Annotated in this window: 13 protein-coding genes; 5 read left to right on the forward strand and 8 right to left on the reverse strand. The window is 72.6% G+C overall.

Annotation, left to right across the window (positions count from 1 at the left end; genetic code table 11):
• Positions 1–62 precede the first annotated feature (62 nt).
• Complete coding sequence (locus tag QOM21_RS05815; RefSeq protein WP_407548657.1) at positions 63–1439, reverse strand: alpha-amylase; 1377 nt, start codon at positions 1437–1439, stop codon at positions 63–65.
• 360 nt (positions 1440–1799) lie between these two features.
• Here QOM21_RS05815 and QOM21_RS05820 point away from each other — a divergent pair, with 360 nt between their 5' ends.
• Positions 1800–3233 (forward strand): Gfo/Idh/MocA family protein, encoded by a 1434-nt coding sequence (locus QOM21_RS05820; protein ID WP_407548658.1) that lies wholly within the window; start codon positions 1800–1802, stop codon positions 3231–3233.
• A 141-nt stretch (positions 3234–3374) separates the two neighbouring features.
• On the opposite strand, the gene QOM21_RS05825 is transcribed toward QOM21_RS05820, so the two are convergent.
• Positions 3375–4793, reverse strand: a complete 1419-nt coding sequence (locus tag QOM21_RS05825) for a cation:dicarboxylate symporter family transporter (RefSeq protein WP_407548659.1) — start codon at positions 4791–4793, stop codon at positions 3375–3377.
• Positions 4794–5044: 251 nt separating this feature from the next.
• Positions 5045–5794 carry a L,D-transpeptidase family protein gene (locus QOM21_RS05830; protein ID WP_407548660.1) on the reverse strand — a complete coding sequence of 250 codons (750 nt, stop codon included), beginning with the start codon at positions 5792–5794 and terminating at the stop codon, positions 5045–5047.
• Between the two features lie 339 nt (positions 5795–6133).
• Between QOM21_RS05830 and QOM21_RS05835 the strand changes: the two genes are divergently transcribed.
• The 3 genes from QOM21_RS05835 to QOM21_RS05845 all read left to right on the forward strand — a co-directional run bounded on the left by QOM21_RS05835 (position 6134) and on the right by QOM21_RS05845 (position 10812).
• Complete coding sequence (locus QOM21_RS05835) at positions 6134–8203, forward strand: ABC transporter transmembrane domain-containing protein (protein WP_407548661.1); 2070 nt, start codon at positions 6134–6136, stop codon at positions 8201–8203.
• Complete coding sequence (locus QOM21_RS05840; protein WP_407548662.1) at positions 8200–9981, forward strand: ABC transporter ATP-binding protein; 1782 nt, start codon at positions 8200–8202, stop codon at positions 9979–9981. The genes QOM21_RS05835 and QOM21_RS05840 overlap by 4 nt, the downstream gene beginning before the upstream one ends.
• A 153-nt stretch (positions 9982–10134) precedes the next feature.
• A complete protein-coding gene (locus QOM21_RS05845) occupies positions 10135–10812 on the forward strand; it encodes a response regulator (RefSeq protein ID WP_407548663.1) in 678 nt (225 codons plus the stop codon).
• Positions 10813–10827: 15 nt separating this feature from the next.
• Here the strand turns inward: QOM21_RS05845 and QOM21_RS05850 are convergent, their stop codons facing one another.
• The 4 genes from QOM21_RS05850 to QOM21_RS05865 all read right to left on the reverse strand — a co-directional run bounded on the left by QOM21_RS05850 (position 10828) and on the right by QOM21_RS05865 (position 15223).
• Complete coding sequence (locus QOM21_RS05850; protein ID WP_407548664.1) at positions 10828–12069, reverse strand: sensor histidine kinase; 1242 nt, start codon at positions 12067–12069, stop codon at positions 10828–10830.
• The gene (locus QOM21_RS05855) at positions 12062–13441 is read right to left on the reverse strand and encodes an FtsX-like permease family protein (protein ID WP_407548665.1); all 1380 of its coding nucleotides are present in this window, start codon (positions 13439–13441) and stop codon (positions 12062–12064) included. The genes QOM21_RS05850 and QOM21_RS05855 overlap by 8 nt, the downstream gene beginning before the upstream one ends.
• Positions 13438–14199 (reverse strand): ABC transporter ATP-binding protein, encoded by a 762-nt coding sequence (locus QOM21_RS05860; RefSeq protein WP_407548666.1) that lies wholly within the window; start codon positions 14197–14199, stop codon positions 13438–13440. Before QOM21_RS05860 ends, QOM21_RS05855 begins: the two co-directional genes overlap by 4 nt.
• A 232-nt stretch (positions 14200–14431) precedes the next feature.
• On the reverse strand, positions 14432–15223 hold the full coding sequence (locus tag QOM21_RS05865) for a metal-dependent hydrolase (protein ID WP_393891432.1): 792 nt from the start codon (positions 15221–15223) through the stop codon (positions 14432–14434).
• A 547-nt stretch (positions 15224–15770) separates the two neighbouring features.
• On the opposite strand from QOM21_RS05865, the gene QOM21_RS05870 reads away from it, so the two are divergent.
• The gene (locus QOM21_RS05870; protein ID WP_407548667.1) at positions 15771–16568 is read left to right on the forward strand and encodes a class I SAM-dependent methyltransferase; all 798 of its coding nucleotides are present in this window, start codon (positions 15771–15773) and stop codon (positions 16566–16568) included.
• 40 nt (positions 16569–16608) lie between these two features.
• Here the strand turns inward: QOM21_RS05870 and QOM21_RS05875 are convergent, their stop codons facing one another.
• A complete protein-coding gene (locus QOM21_RS05875; protein ID WP_407548668.1) occupies positions 16609–18921 on the reverse strand; it encodes an ABC transporter permease in 2313 nt (770 codons plus the stop codon).
• Positions 18922–18926: the final 5 nt, after the last annotated feature.

Below are 18926 nucleotides of genomic sequence, written 5' to 3' on the forward strand. Positions count from 1 at the left end.
GCGTGCCGACCGGCACCGCGGCCCGCCGTCGTACGTGCGGGCCGCGGTGACCGGTCCGCGGTTCAGCTCTTGGCGCCGATGTGGAGGGCGACGGCGCCCTTGGCCGGGACATCCAGCTTCGCCTTGCCGTCGTCGCCGACGGTGACGGTGTTGCCCGCGCAGTCGTCCGGGGCGGCCTTGGCCACGTTGCAGTAGGTGCCGGCGGGCAGCGGGGTCGCGAACTCCTCGGAGAGGGCCCCGTCACCGCCGTTGAGGGCGACGAAGCCGGCCTTGCCGCGTCCGAAGGCGATGGCGCTGCCGCCGTTGTCCCACCAGTCGGTCAGTTCTGCGGAGCCCACGGCGTTGCGGAAGCCGACCAGCCCGGTGATCTCCTGCGCGGCGTGCACCCGGGTCCAGCCGTCGCTGCCACCGGGCGGCCCGGCGTCCTTGTCGGACCACTCGTAGCCGGAGAAGACGTTCGGCGAGCCGTAGGGCGAGGCGAGCATGAAGACGTTGGCGAGGGTGTGGGTCGCGCCGTCCTTGTAGGTGAGCGTCGAGCCGTTGCGCTCGGTGTCCCAGTTGTCGACGAAGGTCCTGGCCTTGTCGCCGGCCAGCTTGCCGTCCGCCACGGACTTCAGCTGGGCGAGGTTGCCGCCCTGGAAGGCGCTCTTGAGGTGCCCGCCGTAGCGGAACTCGTCGACGTCGCCGATGCCGGTGTACTCCTCCGGCTGGACCGCCTCGCCACCGCCGTGGATCACCTCCTGGACCCAGTAGCCGGGGTCGCTCATCTTCCCCTTGATGGCGGCGATGTCGGTGGCGGAGACGTGCTTTGCGGCGTCCACCCGGAATCCGTCGACGCCCAGCGACCGCAGGTCGTCCAGGTACCCCGCGATGGTGGTGCGCACCGCGTCGCTGCCGGTGTCCAGGTCCGCCAGGCCGACCAGTTCGCAGTTCTGGACGTCGTCCCGGTCGCCGTAGTCGGAGATGGGCTTGCGGCAGCTGTGGAAGTCCTGGTCCTGGTAGGAGCCCGGATAGCTGTACTTGCCGTACTGCGTCCCGCCGGTGCCGGTACCGGATCCGGCCGCCATGTGGTTGATCACCGCGTCGGCGACGACCTTCACACCCGCTCCGTGGCAGGCGCTCACCATCGCGGCGAAGGCGTCGCGGTCACCGAGGCGTCCGGCGATCTTGTAGCTGACGGGCTGATAGGAGGTCCACCACTGGTCACCCTGGATGTGCTCCGATGCGGGCGAGACCTCGACGTAGCCGTAACCGGCCGGTCCCAGTTCATCGGTGCACGCCGTGGCCACGTCCGCGAACTTCCACTCGAACAGGGTGGCGGTGACGGTCTTCTCGCCGGGTGGGGTGGCCTGCGAGGACCAGGGGGCGTAGGTGGCGAGGCCGGCCGCGGCCAGCACTCCGGCCAGCGCCCCGCCCAGCACACGGGAACGATGCTGCATCTTGCGGCTCCTTCGTCATGGGGCACGGCAGGGCACACCGCGCCCACGAAAGCAGCCACGCGCCAGGCCGCCATGGGGGGGATTCCGCAGGGGAGCCTGCCGTTCGACTCGTGTACACGTCAAGGTTTTCCGCAAGACATTTCAGCGACTTGCGAAAGTTGCTGCCAACGGCGGGTCACCTCCAGCAAGTTGGCGACAACGCCGCGATCGGCGACGCCGCGGTATCCGCACAAGAGTCCAAGCGCGCCGTGCCAAGAGTCCAACTGGCCCTCTTGTGCCTCAGGCCGCTCTACCGTCAGGGTCCTGACCGAGGTTCACGTATGCCCCGCGCGTAGCATCCGCTTGCTTCCTGGAGGACCTATGAACGAGGAACACCCCCACGACCACGCCCCCGAAGAGCCGGGGCCGAGCCGCCGCTCCGTCCTGTGGACCGCCGGCGCGGCGGGCGCCGGCCTGGGTCTCGGCGGGCTGACGGCCGGTCACGCCGCCGCGGCCGCACCCGCGTCGGCGTCCGGCGCGGCGAGCACCGCTGCGGCCCCGATGGCCAAGGGCAAGACGATGATCGGGGTGCCGTTCGAACGGCGCAGCACCGTACGCGTGGGCATCATCGGCCTCGGCAATCGCGGCGGCAGCATGATCGACCTCTTTCTCGCGGTGCCGGGGGTGCGCGTCGTCGCCCTGTGCGACCCGGTGAAGGAGAAGACGGCCAAGGCCGCCAAGAAGGTCACCGACGCCGGACAGCCCGCGCCGGCCGTCTACACCAACGGCGACCACGACTTCGAAAACCTCTGCAAGCGCGGGGACATCGACTTCGTGTACGCGGCCACGCCGTGGGACTGGCACTACGACATGGCCAAGACCGCCATGAGCAACGGCAAGCACGTCGGCATCGAGTGTCCGCTCGCGCTGCGTCTGGACCAGCTGTGGGAGCTGGTCGACCTCTCCGAGCGCACCCGCAGACACTGCATGCAGCTGGAGAACTGCTGTTACGGCAGGAACGAGATGCGGGTGCTGCGGATGGCGCACGCCGGGCTGTTCGGGGATCTGCTGCACGGCGCCGGCGCCTACAACCACGATCTGCGCGGCCTGATGTTCGACCCGGACTACTACGAGGGCCCGTGGCGCCGGCTCTGGCACACCCGGCTGCGCGGCGATCTGTACCCCAACCACGGCTTCGGCCCGGTCGCCAACTACATGGACGTCAACCGGGGTGACCGCGCCGTACGGATCTCCAGCTTCGGCACCCCCGCGCTGGGCCTGGCCGCCTATCGCAAGGAGCACATGCCGGCGGGCGACCCGAGCTGGAAGGAGTCGTACATCGAGAGCGACCGGACGATCAGCCTCGTGCAGACGGCCAAGGGGCGGGTGATCCGGCTGGAGCACGATGTCTCCACCCCGCATCCCTACAGCCGCATCAACAGCCTCGGCGGCACCAAGGGCGTCTTCGAGGACTATCCGGAGCGGATCTACCTCGAACCCGACCAGAGCAATGACGAGTGGGGCGACTTCGGGAAGTACGCGGAGTGGGACCACTGGCTCTGGAAGGAGCACGCCAACCCGCCCGGCGGCCACGGCGGTATGGACTACATGCTGGTCTTCCGGCTGATGCAGTGCATGCGGCTCGGCCTCGTACCGGACTTCGACGTCTACGACGCGGCGACCTGGACCGCGCCGGTGCCGCTGAGCGATCTCTCGATCAAGGCCAAGGGCGCTCCGCAGGAGATCCCCGACTTCACGCGCGGGCTGTGGAAGAAGGAGCGGCCCGGAATGGACTCGGAGAAGCCGGCCGAGTAGCCGGTACGCCGGCCGGATCCGCACGAAGGGACCCACAGCAGGAACGGACCGCACCGCCAAGAGCCCCCGGATCGGACGCATCCGGCGGATCGAGCAGGTTCGGGGCCCCGGTGGCGGCCACGCCGCCCGGGGCCCCGTACGTCACTTCTCCGAGGTGGTGACCGACGCGCCGTCCGGCTCGGGCGGCGCCGCGGGCCCGGCCGGCTCCTCCGCCTCCGTGCGCTCCTCCGGTCCGGCCTTCGCGAGCCGGTCGGACGGCGGGGCGGCCGGCGCCTCTCCGTTGAGCACCTTCTTCGCCGTCACCCGGTCCAGCGCGCCCTCCCAGCGCGACACCGCGAAGACCGCGACGCAGTTGCCGAGCAGGTTGGTCGCCACCCGCATGGAGTCCATGATCCGGTCCACGCCGAGCAGCAGGGCGACCGCGGCGGCCGGGATGACCCCGAGCGCGGAGGCGGTCGCGGACAGCGCGAGGAACGCCGAACCCGGCACGCCCGCCATGCCCTTGCTGGTGAGCATGAGCACCAGGACGACGGTGATCTGCTGGCCGAGCGAGAGGTCGACGCCGATGGCCTGCGCGATGAAGAGCGTCCCGATGGAGAGATAGATCGAGGCACCGTCGAGGTTGAAGGAGTAGCCGGTCGGCAGGACCAGACCCACCGCGTCGTCCCGGCAGCCCGCGGCCCGCAGCTTCTGCATCATCCGCGGCATGACCGTCTCGCTGGAGCCGGTGCCGAGGGCCAGCAGCAGCTCCTCGCGGGTGTACCGCACGAACTTCCACAGGCTCAGCCCCGTGACGGCCTTCAGGGCGAACCCGAGCAGGATCAGGAAGAGCAGGGCGACGCCGTAACAGACCGCGATCAGCTTGCCGTACGTCGACATCGCACCCAGCCCGTACTCCCCGACGAGATGGGCGGTGGCACCGAAGACCGCGAGCGGGGCGAGCTTCATGATGTAGCCGACGATGGTGAACACGACGTCCTGGGCCTGCTCGATGAGCGGCAGGATCTGCGGCGCCTTGCGCTGTCCGAGGTGCAGCAGCGCCGCACCCACCAGACAGGCCAGGACGAGGACCTGGAGCAGCGAGTTGTCGGCGAAGGCGCCGACCGCGCTGTCCGGCAGCGACTCCAGGATGAACTGGGCGGTCGAGGGCAGATGGCCGCCGCCGGTCTTGGCGTCGACGGCCCCCTTGTCGAGGGAGGCGGGGTCGACGTTCATCCCGGCGCCGGGCGCGAAGACGTTGCCGGCCAGCAGACCGATGACGAGGGCGAGGCTGGTCGCGACCTCGAACCAGATCAGGGCCTTCACCCCGATCCGGCCGAAGGCCTTGAGGTCACCGGCCTTGGCGATGCCGGCGACGACGACACAGAAGACCAGCGGGGCGATCACGGCCTTGATCAGGCGTACGAAGCCGTCACCGAGCGGCTGGAGCGAGGCTCCGACGCCGGGCCACAGGCGACCTACGACAACACCGAGGAGCAGAGCGAGCAACACCTGGGCGAACAGACTGGTGCGCAGGAAACGTCCTGCGCGACGGGGGAGAGTTCCGGCGGCGTGCGGCACGAGCACTCCTACATGGACGGTTTCTGTTATGTGGAAGTGGACTTCCACGGTCCGTCACTATCGTCGCTTGTCGTTCCCCACGAAAGAGCCCTGTGTAACTTCCGGGAAAATCTTGGAGCTTGGTCCAACTACTCGCGGGTCACCCACCCGACTTCGCGCGGAAATATCTCGAATAAACGACATATCCGTAAAATCCGGACGTGCGCGACCCGGCCGTCCGCCCCGCCCGGCCCTTCCTGCTCAGGCCCCGTTCAGGCCGAAAGGCGCGCCTTGTCCCCCATGACCACGACGGGGTGCCGCGCGGGATCGAGAGCCCGCAGCAGTGAGGTCATGCCGGACTTTGAGATGCTCACGCATCCGGAGGTCCCGCTTCCGTGGTCCAGGTGCAGCCAGATCCCGCCACCCTTGGACTGACCCTCGGGGCGCGTCGGATCCAGCGGGGACGTCCCCTTGACGCGGTTGTAGTCGACCGCGATGACGTGGTCGAAGTCGTGGCGGGTGCTCTTCGCCCAGTACGAGGGCGGGGTGAATGCCGACGTGTGCGTGTACGGCAGCTTGGCGCCGGGGTCCGCGAGGACACCGCCCGCGTCGGTCAGCGTGAAGACGCCCACGGGGCTGCGCTTGTCACCCTCGTGGTGGCCGGTCGTCCAGCCGCGGCGCCCGTTGTGGGCCGCCCAACGCCCCTTCTGATCCCATCCCTTGGCCCCCTTTTCGAAGAGGACGAGGGTCGCGTCGGCGGAGTCCGCCCCCTTGCCGTACACCGCGACGACCTGCCGGGCGGCGGCCGGGACGCGCGCCCGGAAGGCGGCGCCCAGCTGCGGAATGTTCTTCAGGTGCGTGGTCGCCGGAGCGCCGGAGGGCGCCTCACCGTGACGCCCCTTCTTGCCCGCGCCGTCGGAGCTGCCCCGCGCGCCGTCGCTCGCACCACCGCAGCCCGCCAGTAGGAAGAGCCCCGCCACGGCCACCGCCGCCGTTCGCCTCGCACCGCCCGCTATTCGCATGTCCCCATGGTCGCACCGCCCAAGAGCCGGCCGGCCGCCGCCCGTCCGTTGCGTACACGTCCCACACCATTGGCCCGAAATCCACGGCTGCGACGGAAAACCGTTTGAAATCGGCACTGCCGGGGCGCCAACCTTCCTTCACCCCACCGACGACGGGACAGCCGTCGGACGCCGTCCGCCCGCCCGAGCGACCGACGCCGGCTACCCGGCCCACGACGACCGGCCCCACCACCCACGCGCGCCCCTCCCCCACCGCCCTCTCCTTCTTCCTCTCTCGCCGTGCGCCCGGCCGGCCCGCGGTCCGCTCACCCGCCCGCCACGACCACGCCTTTGGACATCATGCGCATTCGCGACCTGCCCCACCCCGACCCCGGCACCCCGGACGTCCGTACGGGCGGCACCTTCCTCCGGTGGCTCTACAGACAGCAGCTCGGCGGGCAGACCAAGGCTCTTCTGTGGGGCTTGGTGCACACCGGATCCGTGGCGGCCTTTCCCCTGCCCGTGGGCATCGCCGTGCAGGCCGTGGTGGACCGCTCCGGCGGCAAACTGATGCTGGCCGGCGGACTGATGGCGCTCCTGGGAGTACTCGTCTCGCTCGGCGACACCATGCTGCACCGCTCGGCCGTCACCAACTGGATCACCTCCGTCGCCCGGGTGCAGCAACTGCTCGCCCGCAAGACGACGGAACTGGGTGCGGCCATGACCCGGCGCGTGGCGGCCGGCGAGATCGTCGCCGTCAGCACCGGCGACCTGGAGAAGATCGGCTGGTTCGTCGAGGCGATCTCCCGCTGCGGTGCGGCGGCCCTGACCTCGGTCGGCGTCTGCGTGGCCCTGGTCCTCTACCAGCCGGCGCTGGGCATCGTCGTGGCCATCGGCGTACCGGTCCTTGCGCTCGCCGTGCTCCCGCTGCTGCCGCCGGCCACCCGCCGCGCCGACGCCCAGCGGGAGAAGGCCGGCCGGGCCACCGAGCTGGCCTCCGACACCGTCGCCGGACTGCGCGTACTGCGCGGCATCGGGGGCGAGGAGCTGTTCCTCGGCCGCTACCGCAGCGCCTCCCAAGAGGTCCGCAAGGCCGCCGTCCGCAGCGCGCGGATGTGGTCATTGATCTCGGCGGTGCAGGTGGCGCTGCCGGGCCTGCTGCTCATCGTGGTGGTCTGGTACGGCGCCCGGCTCGCTCTCGACGGCCGGATCGCGGTCGGCGAACTCGTCACCGTCTACAGCGCGGTCGTCTTCCTGCTCTACCCGATTCGGCACATCGAAGAGATCGCCATGGCCTACTCCTTCTCCAGGCCGTCGGCGAAGCGTGCGGCCCGGGTGCTGGCGCTGAGCCGGCCGGCCGGCGGCCGGCTCCACGACCACGGGCCGCCGGCCGGCGACCTGCACGACCCGGTCAGCGGACTCACCGCCGTCTCGGGCCGGCTGACCGCCGTGGTCTGCGGGGACCCCGACGCGGCGGGCCGGCTCGCCGAACGCCTCGGCGGCCACCCCGCGGACCAGGAGGGGGACGAGACCGTCACGACCACGGCGGCCGCCGACTCCGCCGAGCCCGCCGAGAACCGCACGTCCGCGCGCAGGGCCCGCGGGACACCCACGGCCCGCGCGATCCCCAGGGTTCGTAGTGGGGCAGATGCGGCGGCGGCCACCGGTCCGTGCACTGAAAGTGAAGGGGACAAGCCCGCGGAACCGGCGGACCTCTGCGCCGCGATGCCGTCCGTCCTCCTTGGCGGCACTCCGCTGGACGACCTCCCGCGCGATGCCGCCCGGGCCGCCGTGCTCGTGCAGGACAAGGACCCGGTGCTGCTCTCCGGCACCCTCCACGAACTCCTCGACGTCCCGGCCTCCGGGCGCGTGGAGGCCGCGGAGGCGCTGGCCGCTGCCCAATGCGGCGATGTGCTGGCCTCGTTGGCGCAGGCGTCCGTCGACGACTCCGGCGACCCGATGCGCACCCGCATCACCGAGCGCGGCCGGTCGCTCTCCGGCGGCCAGCGCCAGCGGCTGGCGCTGGCCCGTTCGCTCGTCACCGATCCCGAGGTCCTGGTGCTGGACGAGCCGACCAGCGCCGTCGACTCGCACACGGAGGCCCGGATCGCCGACGGTCTGCGCCGGATCCGCGCGGGCCGTACGACGGTGGTGCTCAGCTCCAGTCCCCTGCTCCTGGACCGCGCGGATCAGGTGGTCTTCCTCCAGGACGGCAAGGTCGCCGCCGAAGCCCCGCACCGCGAACTGCTGCGCACGCACCCCGGCTACCGCGCCGTCGTCACCCGCGAAACGGAAGAGGACGCCCCGAACGGCGCCACCGGGGCGACGGGCACCGGCACGACGGGCCTGGAGGAAGAGGCCGAAGGCAGCCACGCCGGCAAGGGCATCGACGGCATCAACCGTACTCAGCACATCGAGGAGATCGCATGATCGGCCTGGCGCCGCCGGAGCACGATCCGGATGCCCCGCAGACCGCCACGACACTGCCCGTCGGTTCACCGGAGACCGTCCGCGCGTACGTCGGTGGCCTGATCCGCCGGCACCGGCGGGCGTTCGCGCTGCTGGTCGGCGTGAACGCCGCGGCGGTCATCGCTTCGATGGTCGGCCCCTACCTCCTCGGCGGCCTGGTCGAGGACCTGTCCGCGGGCGCCCGCAGCCTTCAACTGGGCAGCACCGTCGCCCTGTTCGCCGTCGCACTGGCCCTGCAGACACTGTTCGTCCGCATGGTGCGGCTGCGGGGCGCGATGCTCGGCGAGCGGATGCTGGCGGACCTCCGCGAGGACTTCCTCGTACGGTCCGTGGCACTGCCGCCGGGCATCCTGGAGCGGGCCGGCACCGGCGATCTGCTGTCGCGGATCACCACCGACATCGACCGGCTGTCCAACGCGATGCGCGAGGCGGTGCCGCAGCTGTCCATCGCGGTGGTGTGGGTCGCGCTGCTGACCGGCGGCCTCGCCGTGACCGCGCCGCCACTCGCGCTGTCCCTGCTGATCGCGCTGCCGCTGCTGATCGTCGGCTGCCGCTGGTACTTCCGGCGGGCGCCGAGCGCCTACCGCTCGGAGGCGGCGGGCTATGCCGCGGTGTCCGCGGCGCTCACCGAGACGGTGGACGCGGGCCGCACCATCGAGGCCCACCGGCTCGGTGCCCGCCGGGTCGCCCAGTCCGAGCGCCGGGTGCGGGAATGGACCCAGTGGGAGCGGTACACGCTGTATCTGCGCTCGGTGCTCTTCCCCGTGATCAATGTGACGCATGTGCTGATGCTCGGGTCGGTGCTGATGCTCGGCGGCGCGTTCGTGCTCCACGGCTGGCTCACGCCGGGGCAGTTGACGACCGGTGCGCTGCTGACGCAGATGATGACCGAGCCGATCGGCATGATCCTGCGGTGGTACGACGAGTTGCAGGTGGCCCAGGTGTCCATCGCGCGCCTCGTCGGCGTCCGTGAGATCGAGCCGGAGGCGGCCGACGAGGAGACCGACCCGGTCGGCCGGGACGTACGCGCCGAGGACGTGCGCTTCGGCTACCGCGCGGGTGTCGATGTCCTGCACCAGGTCTCGCTGCATGTCCGTCCCGGCAGCCGGCTGGCGCTGGTCGGCCCGTCAGGTGCCGGAAAGTCGACGCTCGGACGGCTGCTGGCGGGCATCTACGGCCCACGGACGGGCACGGTCACGCTCGGCGGGGCGGCGCTCGCCGAGATGCCCGCCGAGCGGGTCCGCGGTCATGTGGCGCTGGTCAACCAGGAGCACCACGTCTTCGTCGGGTCGCTCCGCGACAATCTGCTGCTGGCGCGGACCGGTGCGGCCGACGCCGAACTGTGGGCGGCACTGGGCGCGGTGGACGCCGAGGAGTGGGCCGGGGCCCTGGAGAAGGGGCTGGACACCGAGGTCGGCTCGGGTGGTCATGCGCTCACGCCGGCGCAGGCTCAGCAGATCGCGCTGGCGCGGCTGGTGCTCGCCGATCCGCACACCCTGGTGCTGGACGAGGCGACGTCCCTGCTGGACCCGCGGGCGGCCCGCCATCTGGAACGTTCGCTGGGCAAGGTGCTGGACGGACGCACGGTCGTGGCCATCGCGCACCGCCTGCACACGGCGCATGACGCCGATGTGATCGCGGTGGTCGAGGAGGGCCGCATCACCGAACTGGGCAGCCACCGTGACCTGGTGGCCGCCGACGGTGCCTACGCCGCGCTCTGGCGTTCCTGGCACGGCTGACCTCCCGGGGCGAACTCGGCCGGCTCCTGGGCCTTTCGGCGCCCGGTGCCGGCTGAGGGTGCTCCGTGCCCGCCCTGCCAGGGCGCGGTGCCCGCAGAGGGCTCGGGGCGGCAACGACCGGTTGCCGCCCTCCGGATGCTCGATAATGGGCCGATGACCGACTCCCTTCTGCGTGTTGTCCTGGCCGAGGATTCCGTCATCCTGCGTGAGGGCATGGTGGAGCTGCTCGGGGCGAGAGGATGCGAGGTCGCCGCCACGGCCGGGACTCCGGGAGAGCTGCTGGCGGCCGTGGCCGAGCACCGCCCCGACGTGGCCGTGGTCGACGTCCGGATGCCTCCCACGTTCACCGATGAGGGCATCCGCGCTGCCGTCGAACTGCGGGCGACCCGGCCGGAGGTCGGCATCCTGGTGTTCTCCCAGCATGTCGAGACCGCCTGGGCCGAGCGGCTGCTGGAGGCAGGTGCGGGCGGGGTCGGCTATCTGCTGAAGGAGCGTGTCGCCCGCACGTCGGAACTGGTCGAGGCACTGCACCGGGTGGCCGGGGGCGGTACCGCGCTCGACCCGGAGATCGTCACCCGGCTGATGCGGCGCGGGCGGCGCCGCGGCCGGGTCGAGTCGCTCACGCCACGGGAGCGGGAGACGCTGGAGCTGATGGCGCAGGGCCACTCCAACCGGTCCATCGCCGCGCGGCTGGTGGTGTCGGAGCGGGCCGTGGAGAAGCATGTGGCCGCGGTCTTCGCCAAGTTCGGCCTGTCGGCGAGCGAGACGGACAACCGCCGGGTGAAGGCGGTGCTGGCGTATCTCGCCGAGACCGGCGGCGCTGCGGTCTGACCCCTGCGCGAACGGTCAGATGCGCGACGGCAGTTCGGCGGTGACGGTGGTCGGCCCACCGGCCGGGCTGACGATCCGCAGGGTGCCGTCCACCGCGGCGAGCCGCTCGCGCAGGCCGGTCAGGCCGCTGCCGCCGCCGAGGCGGGCTCCGCCCCGGCCGTTGTCGCTCACCACCATCCGTACCCGGCCCCGCTCGGCGAGGATTTCGACCGCGGCGGCGTCCGCTCCGCTGTGCTTGGTCATGTTGGTCAGGAGTTCGGCGAGACAGAAGTAGACGGCCCGCTCGATCGCCGGGTCGGGGCGTTCCCGCAGTTCCAGGCGGGTGGCGACGGGGACGGGACCGGCGTCGGTCAGGGTGGGCAGTGCGTCGCCGAGCCCCGCGTCGAGGCCCACGGGGTGGATGCCGCGGGTGAGCCTCCGCAGGCTCACGATGGCGTCGTCGGTCTGCCCGCGTGCACGGGTGACGAGGGTGCGCAGGCGGTCGAGGTCGGCGCTGTCCCCGGTGGTGAACGCGTCGTCGGCAAGCGACAGGGTGATGGCGATGGCGACCAGCTCCGCCTGCGTGCCGTCGTGCAGATCGCGCTCCAGCCGGCGCAGGTTCTCGGTGCTCTCCGCGACCAGAGTGCTGCGGGCCCGTTCGAGCGCCTGAAGGCGCTGCTGCGTCCCGGCGGGGCCGAGCAGCAGCCGGGCGAGGTAGCGGTTCAGCCGGGCCATCCCCCGGATCACGGCAGGATTGACGAGGAGCGTGGCGATGCCGAGCAGCGCGCCGGTTGCGCTGAGCCACCACTCGGGCGACTCGTCCGGCGCCAGGATCCGGAGCCAGAGGGGAAAGGCGATCAGCCATCCGCAGGCGAGCGGCAGGACGACGGCGACGGCGAAGGTCAGCACGCCGACTGGCAGCCGCAGGCCCAGATAGAGCATGGCCCGCCAGCCCACCGGGTCGGTCAGCAGCACACGGGCCCGGGCGATCACCCCCTGGGCCGCGGGCAGGGGCGCCGGTTTCTCGACGGCCTCCCCGAGCAGCCGGCCCGCCAACCTCCTGTGCAGCTCGCCCAGTCCGCGCGCTCCGCGCACCGCGACGGCGGCCAGGGGCAGCCCGAGCACGGTGAGGGACAGGAGGGTGCCCGCGTAGAGGGCCGCGAGTACGTAACCGCAGCCGATGATCGCGAGCGGCAGCCCGACCACCGCGTAGGCGATGTCGCCGGGGCGTACGGCGGGCCGGAGGCGGCGGGCCGGGCCGCGCTCGCGGTCAGCCACGCTGCCCTCCGACCAGCTCCGTGGCGGGGCCCGACGCGGCGCGCAGGCCCGCGCCGAGGATGCCCGGCGCGATCAGCGCGGCCGCGCCCACCGCGATCCACGCGTAGTCGCCCAACGGCACGGACGGCAGCGCGGATCCGGTCACGGTCAGGTGGAACGCGCCGCCCACGAGTCCGGCGACCGCGGTACCCAGCACCACACCCACCGCCGCGATCAGCAGCGTCTCGGTGCAGAGCATGCGCAACAGTTGACGGCGCGTCGCCCCGATCAGGCGGAGCAGGGCGAACTCCCGGCGGCGGTCGGCGGTGAGGGCGGCCAGGGTGTTGACCGTCGAGACGGCGGCGAAGCAGACCAGCAGGGCCAGCTCGACCTGGCGGAGCCACACGTCGCTCGCCGAAGTGACGGTCGTCAGGCTCGTCCCCCGCAACCGCTGGGCCGCCTGTTCGACGGTACTGGTCATGGACACCATGGTGCAGGACAGTCCCACCAGGAGGGCCACCGGTGTCACGGCAGCGGCCAGCCGGTGGGTGTAGCCCCGCAGGTTGCCGTCGGCCAGCCATCCCGAACGCCGGGCCACGGCCCGGATCGGGGCGCCCAGCACCACCACGAGCGCGCCGGCGAGCAGGGGCCCCAGCAACGCGACCGCCACCAGCAGGACCAGAGCCGTCAGCAGCGCCGCCTGACCGGCCTTCTCCGGCGGCTGCGTCGCGACGAGCCGGCACAGCATGCCCCCGCCTGCCAGCACGATCAGTCCGCCCACCACCCGCAGCGGGCCTGTCCGTCCGTGCTCCACCGTGCTCGCCGTCATGGCCGCGGCCGGTGCGATCCGCGAGATCCGGCGTGCGGCGAACGCGGCGGACAGCAGGCCGATGCCGAGAGCGGCCGCGACCGCCGCCAGCATCGGCACGGGCGAGCGGGGGATGGTGCTCCCAGGAGCGGCCATTTCGCGTGCCAGCAGCGCGTCCAGGAACCGGCCGGCCCCCACCGCGCCCGCCGCACACCCGGCCGGAGAGACCAGCAGCACCGTCACCAGCACCTGCCGGCGCACCAGCCGCCGGACCTGCCGGGGCGTGGCCGCCACGGTGCGCAACAAGGCCAGCTCCCGGTGCTGCTGGCGGACCGCGAAGCCGAGGGTGTTCGCCACGACAAAGAAGGCCACCAGCACGGCGATCTCCCCGAAGGCCCCGGCGATCAGCCCCAGGCCGGGCCCCACCGCCGCCCGTTCCCGGCCGGCGGGCGCGGTCAACGCGGCGGCCATCAGCTCGCCGAACAGCGTCACCGCGCCGACCGCCAGGAACAGCGCCATGGCGAGCCCGACGAACGCCGCCGGCCGCAGCCTTATCTGCCCGAAGGCCAAGGTCAGCACGGTCATGCTCCCATCCGGCTCAGCCGGTCGGTGATGACCTGCGCGGTCGGCCTGTCGAGGTCGTCGACGATCCGGCCGTCCGCCAGCACCACCACCCGGTCCGCGTAGCCGGCCGCCACCGGATCATGGGTCACCATGACGCAGGTCTGCCCCAGCCGGTCCACCCCGTCGCGCAGCAGGCCGAGGATCTCCTGCCCGGTGGTGCGATCCAGCGCGCCGGTGGGCTCGTCCGCGAACAACACCGACGGCCGCGATACCAGTGCCCTGGCGATGGCGACCCGCTGCTGCTGGCCGCCGGACAGCTGTCCTGGCCTGTTCCGCTCGCGACCGGCCAGGCCCACCTGCGCCAGCGCCGCCCGTACGGCCGCCGGGCCGACCCGCTCGCCCGCCAGCCGGCCGGGCAGCTCGACGTTCTGAGCCACCGTCATGGCCGGCATCAGGTTGAACGCCTGGAACACGAAGCCGACCTGGCTGCGCCGCAGCTCGGCAAGCCGCCGCTCCGGCAGCCGGGACACCTCCACACCGCCCCACCGGACCGACCCGCGAGTCGGCCGGTCCATCCCGGCGAGGCAGTGCAGCAGCGTGGTCTTGCCCGAGCCGGAAGGCCCCATCACCGCGGTGAAGGTGCCCGGGCGCAGCTCCAACGTCACCCCGCGCAACGCGCGTACGGCGCCGGCCCCTCGGCCGTACTCCCGATGCAGATCCTCTGCCCGCGCGGCTGCTTCGGAGCCCACCGCTTCCATGATTCCCGTGCTGTCAGCCATGACGTCATCCTCGGCGGCCGCGGGGAGGGAAACGACCGTGCTCACCCCCGAATGCTCGGTACGGAAACCCGCACCACGCCTGCCCGCCAACGGCTTCTGGCGACGCCGGCAGTGAACTCGGCGGTGAGACGCGCGAAGGCGCCGCGGCCATGGGACCGCGGCGCCTTCGTTCGGAGGCTGCCGCCGCGAGGGCGTCGGAGAGCCTCTCCGACGCTCCTGCCGGAGGTGGCTGTCAGAGGTAGCCGAGGGCGCTCAGCCCGCCGACGCCGCCCAGCAGCATGAAGACCGGCATCAGCACCTTCAGCTCCACCCAGCTGCCGGCCTTGAACCGCATGCCCTTGGGCGGACCCAGCGGGTACCAGCGCTTGCGGCCTATCGGGATGGGCCACAGGACCGGGCAGCCGGAGACGGTCAGGGCGTCGCCGATGTCGTGGACCAGCGCACCGAGCACGACGGGCAGTCCCAGCCAGAGGTACTGCTGCCCCGGCGCCTCGAACAGCCAGCTCGCCCCGTTGCCCGGCTGGTCGAGGACGCCGGCCAGGATCCAGGCCGTGGCGGCGCCCAGCAGCCACACCAGAACGTCGCTGGAGACCCTCGCCGCCCGCCAGAGCAGCCCTTCGATGGCGAGCACCATGTGGACGAAGAGAATGGCGAGCACCGCCCAACGGCCGCCCTGGGTCGCCAGCAGCGACATGCCGCCGCCGACCAGTACCGCCCACACCCAGGTATGGGTGAGCGTGCGGTGGCCCCCGGAACGGTTGACGTCACCGCGCATCTTGGTGGCCTTGTAGACCGCGTGCGAGAGGGTGTCGACCACCTCGCAGAGCCCCTTCGACAGCGGCCCGAAGGCGCGTGAGATGGTCGCGGACTTGTGGTCGAGGTCGGGGGCGAGCGCAGCTCCGGCGCAGATCAGAGCTCCGCAGACGAGCACGGGCCAGGGCATCGGGTGCCCGGCCGCAGCGGTCGCCGCGCCCACCCCCAGCCAGGCCGCAGCCCCGGACAGCGAGTGCGCCGGTCCCATCATTGTCGTTCCCCACCCCTTGTGTGCGTCGGTTCGCCGGGGTTCCTCGACAGCGCGTGGCTGACGCCCGGTCGGCGACACAGCGTAGCGTCAGATGATCTCCGTACGATGCGCGGGGCTCCCGGCGTCCGCGCCGCTCCCTGGGACGACCCCGACCCGCACGGTGGCCCCAAGGCGAATGCCACGGTGGCCGGTTGCCGTGAACCGGACGTCGGCCTCCCGGCCATCTACCGGCCCGTTCCCGGGCAGTTGGCTCACGAAGCGCCAAGGGCTGCGGCGACGGCAGCAGTTCGTCGGCAGGCGCCGGGCAACCGGTCTCGAAGGCCCAGCCGCGCATCGGCCGGTGTCACACCGCTCCCGGAGTCCCTGCACCGCCGTCGCATGTCCGCCCGCAAGCCCTCAGGGGCCCCACGCCCGCGGTGCTTCAGCACTCCCGTGCCCGCGAGCCGTCGCGCGGTCGCCACCATGGGATAATCTACGCACATCAGACAATCAGGGCGCTCGGCGGAATGGCGGCCGCCCGTGGAAGACGAGGCGTGGGTGGCGAGGCGTGGATGACGAGGTGTGGGCCGACGGCGCGGCCTACGAGCCGTACGCGGGACGGTGGAGCCGGGTGGTGGCACCTTCCTTCGTGCGCTGGCTGAACCTTCCCCCCGGTGAACGCTGGTCCGACATCGGGTGCGGCACGGGGGCGTTGACACAGGCGGTGCTGGACCTCGCGTTCCCGGAAGAAGTGGCCGGTGTCGACACCTCGGAGGGCTATGTGCGCTACGCCCGCCACACCATCACGACCCCTCGGGCGCACTTCGCGGCCGCGGACGCCACGCGGCTGCCGTTCCCGGACGCCGCGGCCGACGTGGTCGTCAGCGGCCTGGTCCTGAACTTCCTGCCCGATCCGGCCCGCGCGGTGACGGAGATGGCACGCACCACCCGCCCCGGCGGCACGGTCGGCGCCTATGTCTGGGACTACGCCGAGGGCATGCAGCTCATCCGCTGCTTCTGGGACGCCGCCGGCGCACTCGACCGCCGCGCCCGCGAGCTGGACGAAGGGGCACGGTTCCCGATGTGCCGGCCCGAGCCGCTGCGCACGCTGTTCGGCGACGCCGGCCTGCGGGACGTACAGGTCGAAGCGGTCGATGTGCCGACGTCGTTCGAGGACTTCGGGGACTACTGGGCGCCGTTCCTCGGCGGACAGGGCCCGGCGCCCGCCTACGTGAAGTCCCTGGCGGAAGAACCGCGCGCCGAGCTGCGCGACCACCTCCGCGCCGGCCTCCCGCGCGCCGCCGACGGCACCGTCCCGCTCACCGCCCGTGCCTGGGCCGTACGCGGCCGGCGCCCGATCCGGTAACGCGAACCGGCACCCGCCCCCGCCTCCGCAGCGGCAGCCGCTAGCGCACGTCCACGGGCGCGTCGGCGAGTTTGCCGCGGGCCGCCCGGGCCGCCGGCAGCACCGAAGCGGCCGCCGCGACCACGACCGAGACGCCGCCGACCAGCAGCAGGACGCTCAGCGGGGGCCGCTGGGCGATACCCGACCCCCAGCCGCTGCTGCGCCCCTGGAGGTCGATGAGCCACTCCGAGGCGAAGACTCCCAGCAGCGAGCCGACGGACGCGGCGGCCAGCACCACGAACACGGTGGCGGACACGATCACCGCAATGATCTGACGCGGCGTCAGCCCGACGGCCTTGAGGGCGAGCAGGTCGCGGCCGCGGTCGCGCACCGCGGCGCCGACCGTCGTCGACAGCTCCGCGAGGCCGATCAGGACGAGCACCGCGATCAGTCCGGCGATCACCGCACGGACCGGCGCGAAGCCGCCCGCCGGGTTGGGGATCTCCCGCACTTCGAGCCGGCCGGCCGACGCCTCGACGAGGGCGTCACGCACCGCGTCCGGGTCGGCACCCTGCTTGAGGACCAGGTGGTAGAAATCCGGACGCAGCGCGGTGTCCCCCTCGCGCAGGGTGTCGAGCCCGGTGGAGATCACCCGCCCGCCGTCGGCGGGCTCGATGCCTCGGCCGACGATATGCAGGACGTGCGGCTGTCCGGCGACCGTCATCCGCACCCAGTCGCCGACGCGGGCGTCCAGCAGGTCGAGCAGTCCCTGCCCGGCGATGGCCTCGTCCGGGCCGCGGGCGGCGCGTCCCTCCGCAAGGGCGTAGGGATAGGGCTGCCGGTCGGTGCCCAGCCCGCGCAGGGTGATGGTGCCGGTCTGCCCCGGCACCAGGGCCTGGACCTCCGCACCCGGGTGGGCGGTGATGTCCGGCCGGCCATCGAGCAGTTGACGCAGCTCCCGGTCGCCGAGGCTGTCGGAACGCACGGTGAGCGCGGCGGGCAGACCCACCTTCTCCGGGTGGGAGGCGAAGCGGTCGAGGGTGGCCCAGGCGCCGAGCGCGATGGTGATGATCAACAGGGGCACCGTCAGCCGCCCGACGGCCGCCGCGGAGCGGAGCGGGCGGTGGAAGGCGCCGCGCCAGCCGAGGACCAGGGCCGGTGGGACCCGGAGACCGAGCGCCCTGCGCACGGTGCCGGACATCCGGCGGCCGGGGGGCACGGCGGCGCGGGCCACGGGCACCGGGGGGACCCGCCCCGCCCGCCAGGCGGCCAGGCAGGTGGCCGAGCCGATGAAGGCGACCACGCCCCCGGAGATGGCGAACGGCGCCCAGGCGTGCTCGGGGAGCTCCTGCCACAGGGCCATCGCCTCCCCGATCCGGCCCGGGACGAGGCTGCCGAGCACCTCGGTCAGGACGGCCCCGGACGCGACGCCCAGCAGCGCGAAGCCGAGATGCAGGGCGAGGAACATCCGCACCACCTGGCCCGGGGTGAACCCGATGGCCTTGAGGATCGCGATGTCCCTGAGGTGTCCGCGGATCCGGGTGCTGATGGCGCCGCCCACCGCGAGTGCCGCCGCGAGCAGCGCGCCGAGCCCGAAGAGGCCGAGCAGCCGCCCCAGGAGCTGGTTGTCCCGCTCGGCTTCGGCCTTGGCCTGCCGCCAGGTCGAGACGCCGGTGATCTGGTCGGAGCCGAGCCGGGTGACGGCGCGCTGGACGACGTAGTCGGTGTCCTCGGCGTCGGTGAGCTGGAGTCCGACGGTGCGGCCGCGTTGCTCCCGGCCGGCGTCCGACGCGACGAGCGTTCCCGGCAGCACCCAGGCCGTCCCCGGCGTCTCCCCCGCGCGGAACCCCGCCTCGGCGGTCTCCGCGATGCCCACCACGCGCAACGGCTGGTCGAAGCCGCTGAGGGCGAGGCGGTCCCCCGGCTTCGCCCACATGGCACGGGCCACCGAGCTTTCCAGGACGATGCCCGCCCCTCGTCCCCCGGCGGTGCCGCCGTCCAGCCAGCGGCCCGCGGTGAGGCGCGGGCCCGCGGTCCGGGGACGGTCCGGGGCGCCGCGGAGTTCCAGGGCCGCTTTGGCCCCGCCCGGCTGCAGGCTCGCCGTGGTGCGGACGGTGGGGAAGGGCCCGGAGGCGGCCCGCACCTCGTCCAGCGCGGTCAGCGATCCCGCGGGCGCGCCGGCTTGGGTGTGGATCCAGACATGCGCGCCGGAGGTCTGGGTGAAGACCCGCTGCCAGGGGTCGGCCGCGTAGCCGAAGAGTGCGGTGGCAAGCAGCAGCGAGACGGTGATCCCGGCTGTCGCCAGCACGATGAGCACCGCCGCGCCGCGGTGGGCCCTGAGGTGGGCGTGACTCCAGCGTGCCGCTGCGCGCATGCCGG

It is taken from the genome of Streptomyces sp. Pv4-95, from assembly GCF_045782725.1.
Classification (GTDB): domain Bacteria; phylum Actinomycetota; class Actinomycetes; order Streptomycetales; family Streptomycetaceae; genus Streptomyces.